This window comes from Parabacteroides sp. ASF519, from assembly GCF_000364265.2.
GTDB lineage: Bacteria > Bacteroidota > Bacteroidia > Bacteroidales > Tannerellaceae > Parabacteroides > Parabacteroides goldsteinii.
Genome location: NZ_AQFV02000006.1, coordinates 726,476 through 741,059 on the forward strand (window position 1 = coordinate 726,476; position 14,584 = coordinate 741,059).

The following is a 14,584-nucleotide window of genomic DNA, read 5'->3' on the forward strand; positions in this document are numbered from 1 at the left end:
AAAATGAATAATATGAAAAACTCTCGGACTTTTATTGGTATTTTTTGCTGTCTGGCCATGCTCTGTTCCTGCTCCCAGACAAAGAATCAGTATGACTTGTCGAACTTTGGCCTGACTCCCGACAAGAAAGATAATGCTTCCCCTTTGATGGCGAAGGCTTTGGAACAGATAGCCGCTTCCCATACAGGCGATGATACGATAACAATCGTACTCCCTAAAGGTCGCTATGATTTCTATCCCGAAGGTGCAGCGCAAAAGGAGTATTTTATCTCCAACCACGACCAGGATAATCCGAAGCTGGTGGGATTGCCTTTTGAGAACATGAAGAATATCATTTTCGATGCACAAGGTTCGGAATTGATTTTTCATGGCCGTATGTTACCTGTTTCATTGATTAATTCGGAAAACTGTACCTTGAAGAATTTTAGTATCGACTTTGAGAATCCGCATATCAGCCAGGTAAAGATATTGGAGAACGATACGGTTGCCGGTGCCATTACCTATGAGGTGGCTCCCTGGGTGGAATATGAAATTCGTGACAGTGTATTTTATGCCAAAGGTGAAGGTTGGGAGCATGCTCCGGCCTGGGGCATCGCTTTTGAAGGAGATACCAAACGCCTCGTTTATACAACCAGCGATATTGCTGTAGGTTCTAAAGGCGTATCGGAAGTTTCTCCCCGCGTGCTTAAATCAACCAAATGGAATAACAAGAAACTGATTCCGGGGACAGTTGTTGCCATGCGCGGCTGGGGACGTCCGACACCGGGTATCTTTGTTTCTTATGATACGAATACAACACTTGAAAATATCCGGGTTCATTATGCAGAAGGTATGGGATTACTGGCGCAGATGAGTGAGAATATCACACTGGATAAATTCTCCGTATGTCTTCGTGGTGATAACGATCCCCGTTACTTCACGACGCAGGCAGATGCCACTCATTTCTCCGGTTGTAAAGGAAAAATCGTTTCTGTAGGCGGCTTGTACGAAGGTATGATGGACGACGCCATCAATGTACACGGAACTTATCTGAAAATCCAGAAACGTGTAGATGATAAAACGCTGGTAGGTGAATATATGCATCCGCAAAGCTATGGCTTTGAATGGGGATTCTCAGGGAATGCCGTACAGTTTATCGACTCAAAAACAATGGAGATAATCGGCGACCCGAATAAGGTTTCCGCCATCAAAGCGTTGGATAAGCCAAGTGCCCACGGAGCTAAAGTGTTTGAGATTGTTTTTGAGAAACCGATTGATCCGGCTATCAGTGAGAAAGGAACATTCGGTGTCGAGAATTTGGAGTGGACTCCTGAAGTTTATTTTGCAGACAACGTAATCCGTAATAACCGTGCCCGTGGTTCCCTGTTCAGCACGCCGAAGAAAACGATTGTTGAAAAGAATGTGTTCGACCATACATCCGGTACGGCCATTCTGCTCTGTGGTGACTGTAATGGTTGGTTTGAGACCGGTGCCTGCCATGATGTGGAGATTCGTAACAATAAATTCATCAATTCATTGACGAATATGTTCCAGTTCACGAATGCCGTTATTTCCATCTATCCGGAAATACCCGACCTGAAAGACCAGAAAAAGTATTTCCATAGTAATATAGTCATTGAGAATAACGAGTTTGAAACATTCGATGCCCCGATCCTGTATGCTAAATCGGTAGACGGTCTGATTTTTCGTAACAACACAATCAAACAGAATAATCAATATCCGGCTTTCCACTGGAACAAACACCGTTTCTTCCTCCAGCGTGTGATTCACTCAGAGATCAAGGATAATCAGTTTGACGGCGGCTTCGACGAGAAGCGCGATGTGAAGGTAGAGAATTAATCTGCCTTTTGAATAGCATTGTCAGACCTTTTCAAAATCTATTTTTTGAGAAGGTCTGATGATTTTATATCACATGCTATTGTAAACCGGAACGTACTTCCTTTCCCTAATTCCGATTCAACAGACATTTCTCCGCCCAGCTTGTTGACAATCATTTGGCAGATAGATAAGCCGAGCCCGGTTCCGGGGACGAACTTGTCGAATTTGGCAAACCGTTCAAATACATGGTTTAAATTCTCTTTGTCTATCCCTTTTCCTGTATCGGAAACATAGAAAGATAATCCGTTTGGAATGACTTCATAACCGATTGTAATCGAGCCTTCCGAGGTGAATTTGGCTGCATTGTTCAGTAAGTTGGTGATTACCTGTATCAGCCTGTTCTTTTCGGAATGGATAATGTACCTTTTATAAGGCAGGTTACAGATAAGTTTTACCTGTGATGGTAAGTGCGAATCATAGACCTGCTTCAAATCAGCAATGACTTCTGTAATATCAAAATCACTGTAGTTAAAGGTCATTTTCCCCGCATCGATTTTGGATATGTCGAGTATGTCGTTGATAATCTGTAGTAACAAATCGTTGTTTTCTTCGATAATCCGGATAAATTCATCTTTATCCTCATGATCATCTGTCTGGGCGAGAAGCTGGGAGAAGCCGACAATGGCATTCAACGGTGTCCGTATTTCATGGCTCATATTAGCAAGGAAAGCCATTTTCATCCGGTTGCCTTCTTCTACTTTTTCAATATGTGTGATATCGATCAGAAGACCTGTTACGCTTTTAATACTTCCGTCAGGATAATATTCAAGCGGAACGGAGAAGGTATTTGTCCAGCGGTAATCCGTGTCTCCGTCCAGCATGATCCGTAAATGCAGGTTGCTGTATCCTTTACATTCGCGGATACGTTTATCCTGTTCCTGTTGTAAAATAAGACGGTCGTCCGGGTGAACCGTGAAATTGAATGATCCCCGGATGAAGTTTCCGGGAGCGACCGGATCAGGATACAGCCGGGTATATTCCTGTGTCTTGATATCCAGATCCCATTGGATAATATTAGCGGCCTGGATTGCCAGTTCGCTACGTTGTATATAGTTGCGCAGCTTTTGTTCCCGCTCTATCTCTTCCGTTATATCTTCGCGTGTCCCGATCAGTTTATGAACATTTCCATTCTTATCATATTTGGATACTTTGGCGATCAGCCTGACCCATCGGTATGAACTGTTAAGATCTTTTATGCAGAATTGAATATTCAAAAATTCGGAACGTTTATTCAGAATGTCGTCGAATGCTTTTAAATAGGTTTCCTGATGTTCGGGGGCAATTGCTTTATAAATATCTCTTGTTGTCGTATCCTGATTGAAAAATACGGATTCTCCGGCAGAAGAAAATATGCCGGTCTGATTATCATATTCCCAGATAATCATATTTGTGATTTGCAGGAGTAAATCACGCTGCTGACGATTCTCTATCAGTTCCTGCACCTTATTTTTCTGGTCTGTGATATCTTTTTGGGTACCGATTAGACGGTCTATCTTCCCGTTCTCTCCACGTATGCCCATTGAATAAATCTCATACCAGCGTATTTCTCCTTCCGGTGTTAACAGGCGGAATTGTTCGATGCTTTGTTCGTGTTTCTCTTCAACAATGTCAGTGACCAGTTTGACATGACGTTCTCTGTCCTCGGGAACCAGTTGTTTGGTGACATCCCATAGTTTCATTCCCGGCTGTGGCACCGTATTTTCATCAGATAAATCGAAGGAGTCGCTTTCGGGGAGATAAGACCATACCGACAGGTTTCCGGCTTTTAAGGCCATTGTCAGTTTGTTCTTTTCATTGATAGTCTCTAGCTGGGCTTCTACCCGTTTGGTCATGTTTCGGAATATGCCGAAAGTATAATCTTCGAAAGGAATTATATATCCTTCGGCATAACCAATATGACCTTCATTTTCAACTTCGTAATGAATTATATTCGATTTACGCGTTTCCATCGTATCCAGAAATGCATTCAGGAGTTCGTTTCCGGAATCACCTCTTAAATTCTTGTAGCAGAACAGCTCCCGGATAGTTTGCCCTTTTTGCTGTTGAGGCGTAAGGAACAAAGATATTTCGGGCTGATAATTAAGCAGGTCTTCAATAAAACCTTCTTTATTAACTATTAAAACTGTATCAGGAAGGAGTTCCAGGAACTGCTTCATGCCTGTCAGAGAGTTTTCATCATTCGCCATAGCCTATAAATTTCGGAGGTTGACCGGTCGGCAAAGTTACTGAATATATTTCTCTCTGATTAAAAAAATAGAATAGAATATATTAAAACCCGATGAAATTCACAACTTTTAGTGCGTACGGGAGAATTACTTCTTTATTCGTTTTAAACTATAGTTCAGTCCGGATTCTGCTTTTTTGAAATCATCTCCAATCAAAGTGATTGTAGAATCATTCTCGCAAAGGAAATTCATCCTTTCATCGCCATTATCGGAAATTAACTGCCAGACGGTGGCATTGTCGTCTCCGGGTATTCCACGTAATGTAAGCCGTTTGCCGGTAGTGACGAATGTTGCATCTTTACCGTCTTCGGCTTCCAGGTAAGTCTGTGAAAGAGAGAACGTACCATCACCGCTATGTTCACGACTACGGATTGTCAGGTCGTAACGGATGCCCGGGCAGTCGGCGCAAGGCAACTCACCTTCATAAGTGAGCGTTTGCATTTTACCCAGGGAGTCATCGCTTTCCGCCTTGTCTTGCCGGTATATTTCTTTTTGGCGCTGGCTAATTGTCCATATACCATCTTCGAAACGTATATTCTTAGTGTCATCGTCTTCTATATTCCAGGCATAACCTCCGGCGGGAAGCGAGCGGCGGTTGAGTATTTCATTCGGTGTACCGTTTGAGAAAAATAACTCAGCTTTTAATGAGTCCGGACTGAAAACGATATAAGCGGATGATTTACCATCGGTGGCTTCCAGTCGTATTCCCGATTCAAAAAGGCGGATGCAATTTTGTTGCACTTCCGACCAGGTATAACCGGCAGAAGCAATGCAACCGTGTTCATCTTTATCATTTCCAACCATTTCGGCAGATTCGTTTTCAGCCTGGGATTCTTGTTTCGCTTTCTGTTGTCCACAGGAAAAAAGAAGGCCTGTGCAAAGGATAAGGGCGGATAGGATAGGCCCGTTGTTTGTTCTTTTCATCAGAATGAATGTTTTTAATTTGTTTATAAACGGATATCATTACACTATAAGAAACAAAGATAAGTTATTTTTTGTTCCTTTGTGGCTTGAATAAAAGATAAAGCCTGCAAGGAATGAGAACAGCTCTTTTTACTGTAATTTTTCTGATAATAGCATATCTGTCGCCTCTCTGTGCGCAGAATGAAACAGTGTTGTCTGACAGTTTAAAACAGAAGATGCCTGTTATCGAGTACAAATTCAATGCGAAACATCTGATACTTCCGGCTTCGCTGATTACAGTCGGGGCAGTGGGTACGGCTATTGACGGTATGAATGATTTTCATCTTTTCTCACGGAAAAGCGATGTTAAGAAAATTCATCTCGATGATTATATGGAGTGGGGGATGCTGGGTTGGGTATTTGTCTGCGACCTGATGGGGAAAGAAAAGCATAACTGGGTGGATCAGCTTTTCCTTGTCACTCTGGCGGAAGGGATGAATGCCGTTATGACACGCACCTTAAAATATACGGTAAAAGAAATACGTCCGGACGGAGGCCCGTATTCTTTTCCTTCCGGACATACGGCGAATGCTTTTTTAGGGGCGCATATGGCCTATAAGGAGTTTAAGGATAGCAGTCCTGTATTGGCTTATTCAGGATATGCCCTGGCCCTTTTTGTTGCGGGTTCCAGATTATATAATAACCGGCATTGGGTAGCCGATGTCGTCGCTGGGGCCGGATTCGGTATTTTGTCTGTCGAACTGGCTTATCTCACCTATTTCCCTATTCGTAACGCCATTGCCCATAAGATAAACCGCAAAGCAGCTCAAAATATGGTGATTGCTCCGACCTTTAATGAGCAGGGAGGAGGTGTTTATTTCTCTTATTCGTTTTGATAATCAGGATAACTGCTTATTGATAGCCAGTAATTGTTCGATATGTGTCCGATCGTTGCTGAGGCGTGGAATTTTGTGCTGGCCGCCTAATTTACCTTTTTCTTTGAGCCATTCGTAGAAGGCACCTTCATGGGCGATTGTGATTTCCAGCGGTTGAAGAGATATTTCCTTGTAACGTTTGGCCTCATAGTCCGAGTTTAATTCCTGTAATGTTTTATCCAGTAATGAAGCGAACTCTTCCATGGAAGGAGGCATCTTTTCAAATTCGATAAACCATTGATGACGGCCTTTCGCCTTGTCGAGCATAAAAAGAGGGGCTGCTGTATATTCTTTGACGATAGCTCCGGTCTGCCGGCTGACCTTACTGATCGCTTTGTCGGCATTATCTACCATCAATTCCTCTCCGAAAGCATTGATATAATGCTTGGTTCTTCCTGAAATAACGAATTTATGTGGGAAAAGAGAGGTAAAACGCACCGTATCTCCAATCTGATAACGCCATAGTCCGCCGGAGGTCGTGATGACCATCGCGTAGTTTTTTCCTGTTTCCACTGCTTCCAGCGGCAGAATGGTCGGATTGGGCATACCGACTTCCGACATAGGGATAAACTCGTAGAATACACCGTAATCTTGCATCAACAGCAAACTCTGATCCGCCGGATCATCCTGTATGCCGAAAAATCCTTCTGAAGCATTGTACGTTTCCATATAATGCATCTTGTCCGAAGGAATGAGGGCTTTATATTGTTCCCGGTAAGGTTCGAAGCTGATACCTCCATGGAAAAATACTTCCATATTGGGCCAGACTTCGGTCAGATAGTCCCGTCCGGTCTTTTTCAGAACAGACTTGATTAATACCAGCATCCATGAAGGAACACCGGAAAGACTGTTTACATCCTTATTCCACGTACTGTCTACGATCGCTTTTATTTTGCTTTCCCATTCATCCATCAGAATAATCCGTTTAGCCGGAACACGCATCAGGTTGACCAGCGGATTCAGGTTCTGTAGCAGAACTGCGGACAGGTCGCCGCAATGGGATTTTTGATTTAGAGGAGAAGGACTGTGGCTACCGCCCAGAATCAATCCTTTTTTGGAGAAAAAATGACTTTCCGGATTATTTCTCAGATAGAGGGCAACCGTGTCGAAACCACCTTTGTAGTGACAGCCCTGCAATATTTCCGGAGTGACGGGAAGGAATTTACTCTTGTCGTTCGTGGTGCCACTGCTTTTGGCGTACCACTTGACTACCGAAGGCCAGAGTATGTTCCTTTCTCCATTAATCATCCGTGTGACGTAAGGTTTTATGTCGTCATATATCTGCAACGGGACACGCTGGCAGAAATCTTCATATCTTTTGATACTTTTATAATCATATTTCAACCCCCATTCCGTGTTGCGGGCTGCCGATAATAACGACCGTAGCTGCTTGCGTTGCAGCCGGTCGGTCTCCTGCCCATATTTTTCTATCTCCTTTTGACGGGGGCGGAAGAGTAGTGATATTGTATTTGTTAAAATATCCATGCTCTTTTTATTTGTATCGGTTGCAAATGTAGGCATTCTCTTTTTATTTATATCTTTGTCGTATACATAATTAACAAAACAATGAAAATAGGTATCCTTTCTTCGGGAGGTGATTGTCCCGGTATAAACGCAACGATTCGTGGTGTCGGTAAAACTGCCATAATGCATTATGGTATGGAAGTGGTCGGAATTCATAGTGGTTTTGTTGGCTTGTTGAACAAAGATATTCAATCGTTCGACGAACGTAGTCTTTCCGGTATCCTGAACCTGGGCGGAACGATCCTGGGTACTTCCCGCGAGAAACCATTCCGTAAATTACTTGCCTCCGGTGAAAGTGAAAAACCTCAGGTTATTATACAGAATTATGAAGAATTAGGATTAGACTGTCTGGTCTGTATCGGTGGAAACGGTACACAGAAGACAGCCGGAATGCTTTCTGCCCTTGGTCTGAATATTATTGGCGTTCCTAAAACAATCGATAATGATGTATGGGGAACGGATATAACGTTCGGTTTCGATACGGCTGTCAATATTGCGACGGATGCGATCGATCGTTTGCATTCTACTGCCAGTTCGCATAAACGGGTTATGGTAGTGGAAGTTATGGGGCATCATGCCGGATGGATTGCTCTTTATGCCGGAATGGCGGGAGGAGCGGATGTGATACTGCTTCCCGAACTGGGATATGATATGGACAAAGTAAACCAGACGATTCTCGACCGTGCCCATCGTGGCAAACCCTATTCGATTGTTGTTGTTGCCGAAGGAGTGGAAACGCCCGATAAGAAGCGTCCTTCCGATTATATCACCCGTGCAATTGAGGCGGCAACCGGAATAGAATCTCGTGATACGGTGCTGGGATATATCCAGCGTGGCGGTAATCCTTCCCCTTTCGACCGTAACCTGGCTACCCGCCTGGGAGGACATGCGACGGAATTGATTGCCAACCGTCAATTCGGGCGTATGGTCTGCATGAAAGGAAATAATGTGGAATCGATAGCCTTGTCGGAAGTGGCTGGTAAATTAAAACTGGTCACTCCGGAGCACGACCTGATCGTTCAGGGAGAAAGAATGGGGATTTCGTTCGGTAAGTAATTAATTACCGGACTTCTTCATTGATTGTGGCATCGATACACTGCGGGTTGTTATTGGTCACTTGCTTGACCGGAGCCTGTTCCTGCTCCGTTGCCGAATCTTCCTCCGGAAGATCTTCAAACTCATGTTCGGCAGTTGTTTCGCCGGTCTGTTTCTTTTTCAGTTCGGAAATGAATTGCTGGAATACTTTATCCGTACGCAATTTCTTGATTGCCATCTTAGCAGCGTTCTGCTGTGACTCTTTTTTGGAATAACCGATACCGACGCCTATTTGTGTGTCGGCCAGTGTGACGCCCGTTTGGAAGACCGGATTACCGTCATTGTCGGTGAACGATTCTATCAATTCGAATGTAATTTCCAGTTTGTTTTTCTGGCTCCATTCTATCAGACTGGATTTGAAGTTTACTTCTTTACGGGCGATATTATCCAGGTCGATGTATTTATTGATGATTACATCTTCTACAAAATGATAACACATACGGTATCCCTGATCCAGATAGATTGCTCCGATCAGTGCTTCCAATGCATTGCCATACATATGATTATTGTGAGAACTCAGTTTGGCTGAGTAGACAACCATCTTGTCGAGTCCCAGTTCAACGGCTACGCGGTTGAGTGTTTCGCGTTGAACGATTTTGGAACGGGTGTTGGTCAGGAAACCTTCCCGTTTATTTTGAAAATGTTTGTATACAATGTCTGCCACGACGGCATCCAATACGGCATCACCCAAGAACTCCAGTCGTTCGTTGTTCAGCCATTTTCCATCGCTGGCTTCCACAGAGGAAGATTTGTGCAGGAAAGCCTGTTCGTAAACGTGGATGTTATCGGGGTAAAATCCCAGTATTTTATATAAAGAAGAATAAGGCTCCTTATTCTTATGTTTGAGGAGCCTTATCTTTTTGTATAATTGTGTAAACACTTTACTTCACAAATTTTTTTACAATCATGCTGGCATTGTGACCACCGAACCCGAAGGTATTGGACAGTGCTGCGTTAACCGTTCTTTTTTGTGCTTTATTGAACGTGAAGTTCAGATTGTAATCGATTTCAGGATCATTGTCTCCTTCTTCATGATTGATGGTCGGAGGAACAATATCTTCATTAACAGCCATAATACAAGCAATTGCTTCCAATGCTCCGGCTGCACCCAGTAAGTGTCCAGTCATAGACTTCGTTGAACTGATGTTCAGCTTATAGGCATGTTCGCCGAATACATCCAGAATAGCTTTCGCTTCCGAGATGTCTCCTACCGGGGTAGAAGTGCCGTGAACATTGATATAGTCTATCTCTTCCGGTTTCATCTCTGCGTCTTCAAGAGCATTCTTCATCACCAGTTTTGCACCCAGACCTTCCGGATGAGAAGCTGTCAGGTGGTAAGCGTCTGCCGACATACCTGCACCAACAATTTCACCATAGATCTTAGCGCCTCTGGCCAATGCATGTTCCATCTCTTCAAGAATCAGACAGGCTGCACCTTCACCCATTACAAATCCGTCACGACTTGCGCTGAATGGGCGCGAAGCTGTTTCCGGTGATTCGTTTCGGGTTGAAAGGGCGTTCATCGCATTAAAACCGCCAAGACCGGGAGCCGCAATAGCAGCTTCTGCACCACCTGTAACAATTGCATTTGCTTTTCCTAAGCGAATGTAATTGAAAGCATCGGCAATAGCATTGGTTGAAGATGCACATGCTGAAACAGTCGCAAAGTTCGGACCACGGAAACCGTACATCATTGAAATATGTCCTGCTGCAATATCTGCAATCATTTTAGGAATGAAGAACGGGTTGAATTTCGGACCGATGGTGTCTTTTGTTTTTTCATAACCGGCAACTTCTTCTTCAAAAGTCCTGATACCACCGATTCCGGCAGCGAAAATAACACCGATACGATCTTTATTCTCATTCTCCAAGTCCATAGCTGCATCTGCAACAGCCTGTTTGGCTGCGCTGATAGCCAATAAACTATAGCGGTCGCATTTGCGAGCTTCCTTACGGTCCATCACCTCTAAGGGATCAAAACCTTTAACTTCGCAGGCAAAGTGCGTTTTAAATTTTGATGCATCAAAATGAGTAATAGGTCCCGCTCCACTCTTCCCGTTGATAAGGCCCTCCCAGGTTTCTGCGAGGGTATTACCAAGAGGAGTAATGGCTCCAAGACCTGTTACTACAACTCTTTTTAATTCCATACCTTTAATTAAAAGGATTGATTACTTCGCGTTAGCTTCGATATAAGCGACTGCATCGCCTACTGTTGTAATCTTTTCTGCCTGATCATCAGGAATTGAGATACCGAATTCTTTTTCGAATTCCATAATCAATTCTACAGTGTCAAGAGAGTCTGCTCCTAAATCATTAGTAAAGCTCGCTTCGTTTGTAACTTCTGTTTCTTCAACACTTAATTTGTCAACGATGATAGCCTTTACTCTAGATGCAACTTCAGACATAACTTTTTCAATTTAGATTAATAAATACGAATATACTTTTTAAATTTGCAGTGCAAAGAAAAGAATTTTTTATGTTACAAAACAAATTTAATGCACTAAAAATGCGGAAAACTGCACATTTTTTCTTTTCGTGTGCACTAAAACATAGGAAAATATGAAAAACGTAGCAATTTTTGCCTCCGGTTCGGGTACAAACGCGGAAAATATCGCCCGGTACTTCTCTAAAAGTGAAACCGTTAAAGTCGCGGTTGTTTTGTCCAATAATAAGAATGTGGGCGTTCATGCACGCGTCAATAATCTGGGAATTCCGTCTTTTGTGTTTTCCCGCGACGAATTTGTGGAAGGAACCCCCATTTTGGCGAAACTGGCGGAATATCAGATCGATTTGATTGTTCTGGCTGGTTTTATGAATAAGATTTCAGATGCGTTACTGACAGCTTATCCGGGTAAAATCATCAATATTCATCCGGCTCTGTTACCTAAACATGGCGGAAAGGGAATGTATGGGATGCATGTGCATGAGGCTGTCGTTGCTGCCGGCGAGAAAGAGTCAGGCATAACGATACATTATATAAATGAGAATTACGATGAAGGTGATATCATTTTCCAGGCTAAATGTGAGGTGTTGCCTGCCGATACCCCTGAAGAAGTGGCTACTAAAGTGCATGCATTGGAATATGCTCATTATCCGCATGTGATTGATGACTTATTGAAATAGTAAGAAAAAGGTATAAAAAATTAAGCCCTACCGGTAATTTCTTGATCCGGCAGGGCTTTTCATCTATTAGTGGTTTAATCAGAATGTCATGTTCAATTGCATCACATAAGTACGTGGTGCCAATACCAGCATCGGGCGTGTGCAATATTCTTTATTAAAAAGATTGTTGATCATAAACTGGAATGATACGTCTTTCGTTATCTTTACGCCGGCACGCAGGTCGACTACACAATAGTCCGTATTCTTTTCTTTCCAGTATGTATTAAGCGTTTCTCCGCCGATATTTCCATACAGCAGCTGACGGATATACTCCATGGCATCCGGCTGTTCTTTTTCGCGTTCGTCTACCATCAGATAATCGACTGCCAGCATCTTACTTTTCCAAGTCACATTCATACCCAGGTTCAGGCGTTTCCACTGGAGATCAAGCACACCTTTCACCGTGTGTTTCTGACGATATTTCAGATATTTGGAGTCGTTGGATTTTTCCTTGGCACGGAGAGGGTCGTTATATTGTGCTTCGATTTCATTCTTTTCCTTGTAATCGATATCCTCGGGTTCGATGAAAACATATCCCAGGTTATAAGATAACTTGGTGTCGGGATTGAAGTTGTAGAAACCGTTTGTACTTATCTCTGCCCCATAGATGCGTGCTTTGGATACATTGTAGAATTGTGCACCGATACCCGGCATCTGACCTTTGGCAATGATACCCAGGATTTCCTGCGTGCTGTTGGCATAGGCATAAGAGTTGGGGTCGAAGAAGCCGAAACGGAATTCGATCATGTCCGTATATTGCGTATAGAAACCGGCCACATCGAAGAATCCCATCAGATTACCGAATTTATATCCTTGTTTGACCCCCAGTTCTGCATTTACCCCTTTTTCTGCCTTTACTTCATTGTTCGGGAATACACCGACTCCACCGATATCCTTGCGGGCATATTTCTCGGTCAGAGAAGGATAACGATAGCCTTGTCCGAAACTGGCCCGGATAAAGCTGTAATCAGCCAGTTGGTAATTCAAACCTGCACGGAAGATAGGTTTGACAGGTACTTTAGCTCCGAATATCTTTGTGTCGGCTTCACGAAGAAAATCATCCACACGATAATATTCGGCGCGCATACCGGCAGATACGCTCAGGCGGTCGAAAAAGCGTTGGTCATACTGGAAGAACAGGGCTGCATTGTCGCTATCGTGATTGCCTGTCGTTACAGAGGTGCTTCGCATATGTTCGTAAGTGGCTCCGGCTGTGATCTGTGTACCGTTGTCCCATTTTTTGTTGAACTGGTAATCCAGATAATACGTATAATTCTTGTCGATGGTTACCGGGTCAGCTTTCGGGTTGATCGCATTGGACAACCAAGGGATCAGGTCGGAGGTACTGCTAGGAATACCACGTTTCATCACCCATGAAAGCAGGTCGCAGTAATCGGCTGTAGTCGCTGTCGGGAAAATACTTCCCAGCAGATTGGTTGTTCCGTTTACCAGTCCGTTAAGGTCGCCTTGCAAAGCCGGCTGGATGATTGGATAGAGCATGCTGTAATCGCCGTTTTGTACGTTTTGCACAATACCGGTAATGGCATTGACATCAGTACCCATATTTCCCAAAATGTCCGTGATCGACTTCCCGCTGTTCGAGCCGTCTGCAATATTGTCACCGCGGTAATAGAAGCGGGCCTTTACCTTGTGGGAGGTATTATTATTCGGGTTTGTAAAATTAAAGAACGGGTCGATGTAGAAAGTATTTGCTTCGCGTCCCATATTGGCAATGGGAGACGGTTCATAAACATCTTTCGGCGAACGCCAGAGGAAGAAATCGGCATATTTGTCACTCATGAAGTTTACGTTGAAACCATAGTTCAGCAAATTGCCGTCTTTCATCGGCTGATGGTAAGTCAGGTTACCGCCGGCACGAAACCGTTTGTTGTAACCTTGTTTTTTATATCCTTCGTCGGTAAACATATTCAGTCCGGCCGATACGTCGAAGTTTCCGATGCGGCGGGCATGTGAGAAGTCTATCCCTTCATAAATCGGGTTGCGGATACCGGAGAATACGTTTTTACGCAGGAATGGCTCTACCTCATATTTACCTTCTTTCCAAAAAGATTTGTCGCTCCACCGGTATTCCTCGTTGTCGGGATCGCCGTAAATACCTAAATAAGCACGCAAGGTCGTTACCGGTGTCAGGCTTGGCCGTTTGGTCCGGATGTTGATTACACCGTTCAGGGCAGACGAACCGTACAGTACGGAAGAGGCCCCTTTCATAACTTCTACCTGTTCGATATTTTCCAGCGGAACGATATTCCAGTTAATGATTCCTGTACCCGAAGTAAGCGCACTCATTCCGTCGATCAGCACAAGGCTTCGTGAACCGACGCCGTAGGTCCAGCCGTTACCGCCACGGATAGAAGGCTGTTTGTCGTTGATATCGACTCCCGGCATTGTATTCAGTGTGGCACTCAGGTCGGTTGGCGCTTGCTTGGTAATATCTTCGGCCTTCAGTAAATCCATGGAGACGGTGACATTGCTTAGTTTTTGTTCAAAACGTCCGGCACTGACTACCACATCTCCCAACAGGTTGGCTTTTACCTGCATGAATATATTTCTTGTCTTCGTTTCATTCCGGTTGATTACTACCGGGACCTGTTCGTTCTCATAACCGATGTAACTGAACAGCAGGTCGACACCCCCTTCCGGAAGGTTGATCTGATAAGAACCGTCTGCTTCGGAAATTGTACCGTTTGTTTCTCCCGTGATCCTTTTATAGGTAATATTGACTCCTGCCAATGGCTCATTGGTCTCCTTGTCATATACGAATCCTTTCATGATCTGTCCGAAAGCAGGACCGGTCAGGAAGGCAAGTAAAAATAGTATTGTATATTTTTTCATGTCTGTACT

At 43.8% G+C, this 14,584-nt stretch carries 11 protein-coding genes; 4 read left to right on the forward strand and 7 right to left on the reverse strand.

Annotated features, from left to right (window positions below; translation table 11 throughout):
- Positions 1 to 57 precede the first annotated feature (57 nt).
- Positions 58 to 1,839, forward strand: a complete 1,782-nt coding sequence (locus C825_RS02825) for a right-handed parallel beta-helix repeat-containing protein (RefSeq protein ID WP_044215104.1) — start codon at positions 58 to 60, stop codon at positions 1,837 to 1,839.
- 38 nt (positions 1,840 to 1,877) lie between these two features.
- Here the strand turns inward: C825_RS02825 and C825_RS02830 are convergent, their stop codons facing one another.
- Complete coding sequence (locus tag C825_RS02830) at positions 1,878 to 4,064, reverse strand: PAS domain-containing sensor histidine kinase (RefSeq protein ID WP_010801338.1); 2,187 nt, start codon at positions 4,062 to 4,064, stop codon at positions 1,878 to 1,880.
- Between the two features lie 126 nt (positions 4,065 to 4,190).
- Positions 4,191 to 5,027 (reverse strand): copper resistance protein NlpE N-terminal domain-containing protein, encoded by an 837-nt coding sequence (locus tag C825_RS02835; protein ID WP_010801339.1) that lies wholly within the window; start codon positions 5,025 to 5,027, stop codon positions 4,191 to 4,193.
- Between the two features lie 113 nt (positions 5,028 to 5,140).
- Here C825_RS02835 and C825_RS02840 point away from each other — a divergent pair, with 113 nt between their 5' ends.
- Positions 5,141 to 5,902: a phosphatase PAP2 family protein gene (locus C825_RS02840; protein ID WP_010801340.1), complete on the forward strand. Its 762-nt coding sequence runs from the start codon at positions 5,141 to 5,143 to the stop codon at positions 5,900 to 5,902.
- 3 nt (positions 5,903 to 5,905) lie between these two features.
- Here C825_RS02840 and C825_RS02845 read toward each other — a convergent pair whose 3' ends face one another.
- Positions 5,906 to 7,426 carry a GH3 auxin-responsive promoter family protein gene (locus C825_RS02845; protein ID WP_044215103.1) on the reverse strand — a complete coding sequence of 507 codons (1,521 nt, stop codon included), beginning with the start codon at positions 7,424 to 7,426 and terminating at the stop codon, positions 5,906 to 5,908.
- Positions 7,427 to 7,507: 81 nt separating this feature from the next.
- Here C825_RS02845 and C825_RS02850 point away from each other — a divergent pair, with 81 nt between their 5' ends.
- Positions 7,508 to 8,521 carry an ATP-dependent 6-phosphofructokinase gene (locus tag C825_RS02850; protein WP_010801341.1) on the forward strand — a complete coding sequence of 338 codons (1,014 nt, stop codon included), beginning with the start codon at positions 7,508 to 7,510 and terminating at the stop codon, positions 8,519 to 8,521.
- Between the two features lie 4 nt (positions 8,522 to 8,525).
- Here the strand turns inward: C825_RS02850 and rnc are convergent, their stop codons facing one another.
- Genes rnc through C825_RS02865 form a run of 3 tightly spaced genes read right to left on the reverse strand, consistent with a single transcriptional unit; the run spans position 8,526 to position 10,965 of the window.
- A complete protein-coding gene (rnc, locus tag C825_RS02855; RefSeq protein WP_009860666.1) occupies positions 8,526 to 9,440 on the reverse strand; it encodes a ribonuclease III in 915 nt (304 codons plus the stop codon).
- Position 9,441: 1 nt separating this feature from the next.
- A complete protein-coding gene (gene fabF / locus C825_RS02860) occupies positions 9,442 to 10,707 on the reverse strand; it encodes a beta-ketoacyl-ACP synthase II (RefSeq protein ID WP_009860667.1) in 1,266 nt (421 codons plus the stop codon).
- A 21-nt stretch (positions 10,708 to 10,728) separates the two neighbouring features.
- Positions 10,729 to 10,965, reverse strand: a complete 237-nt coding sequence (locus tag C825_RS02865) for an acyl carrier protein (protein ID WP_009860668.1) — start codon at positions 10,963 to 10,965, stop codon at positions 10,729 to 10,731.
- Positions 10,966 to 11,119: 154 nt separating this feature from the next.
- Between C825_RS02865 and purN the strand changes: the two genes are divergently transcribed.
- The gene (purN, locus tag C825_RS02870) at positions 11,120 to 11,683 is read left to right on the forward strand and encodes a phosphoribosylglycinamide formyltransferase (protein WP_009860669.1); all 564 of its coding nucleotides are present in this window, start codon (positions 11,120 to 11,122) and stop codon (positions 11,681 to 11,683) included.
- A gap of 78 nt (positions 11,684 to 11,761) precedes the next feature.
- Here the strand turns inward: purN and C825_RS02875 are convergent, their stop codons facing one another.
- The gene (locus C825_RS02875) at positions 11,762 to 14,575 is read right to left on the reverse strand and encodes a TonB-dependent receptor (protein WP_010801342.1); all 2,814 of its coding nucleotides are present in this window, start codon (positions 14,573 to 14,575) and stop codon (positions 11,762 to 11,764) included.
- Positions 14,576 to 14,584: the final 9 nt, after the last annotated feature.

Bases quoted from the DNA above. Each gene is read 5' to 3' on its own strand.
- C825_RS02840 (WP_010801340.1), top strand. From the start codon at position 5,141: ATGAGAACAGCTCTTTTTACTGTAATTTTTCTGATAATAGCATATCTG.
- C825_RS02875 (WP_010801342.1), bottom strand. From the start codon at position 14,575: ATGAAAAAATATACAATACTATTTTTACTTGCCTTCCTGACCGGTCCT.
- C825_RS02835 (WP_010801339.1), bottom strand. From the start codon at position 5,027: ATGAAAAGAACAAACAACGGGCCTATCCTATCCGCCCTTATCCTTTGC.
- C825_RS02825 (WP_044215104.1), top strand. From the start codon at position 58: ATGCTCTGTTCCTGCTCCCAGACAAAGAATCAGTATGACTTGTCGAAC.
- C825_RS02845 (WP_044215103.1), bottom strand. From the start codon at position 7,426: ATGGATATTTTAACAAATACAATATCACTACTCTTCCGCCCCCGTCAA.
- C825_RS02865 (WP_009860668.1), bottom strand. From the start codon at position 10,965: ATGTCTGAAGTTGCATCTAGAGTAAAGGCTATCATCGTTGACAAATTA.
- fabF (WP_009860667.1), bottom strand. From the start codon at position 10,707: ATGGAATTAAAAAGAGTTGTAGTAACAGGTCTTGGAGCCATTACTCCT.
- purN (WP_009860669.1), top strand. From the start codon at position 11,120: ATGAAAAACGTAGCAATTTTTGCCTCCGGTTCGGGTACAAACGCGGAA.
- C825_RS02850 (WP_010801341.1), top strand. From the start codon at position 7,508: ATGAAAATAGGTATCCTTTCTTCGGGAGGTGATTGTCCCGGTATAAAC.
- C825_RS02830 (WP_010801338.1), bottom strand. From the start codon at position 4,064: ATGGCGAATGATGAAAACTCTCTGACAGGCATGAAGCAGTTCCTGGAA.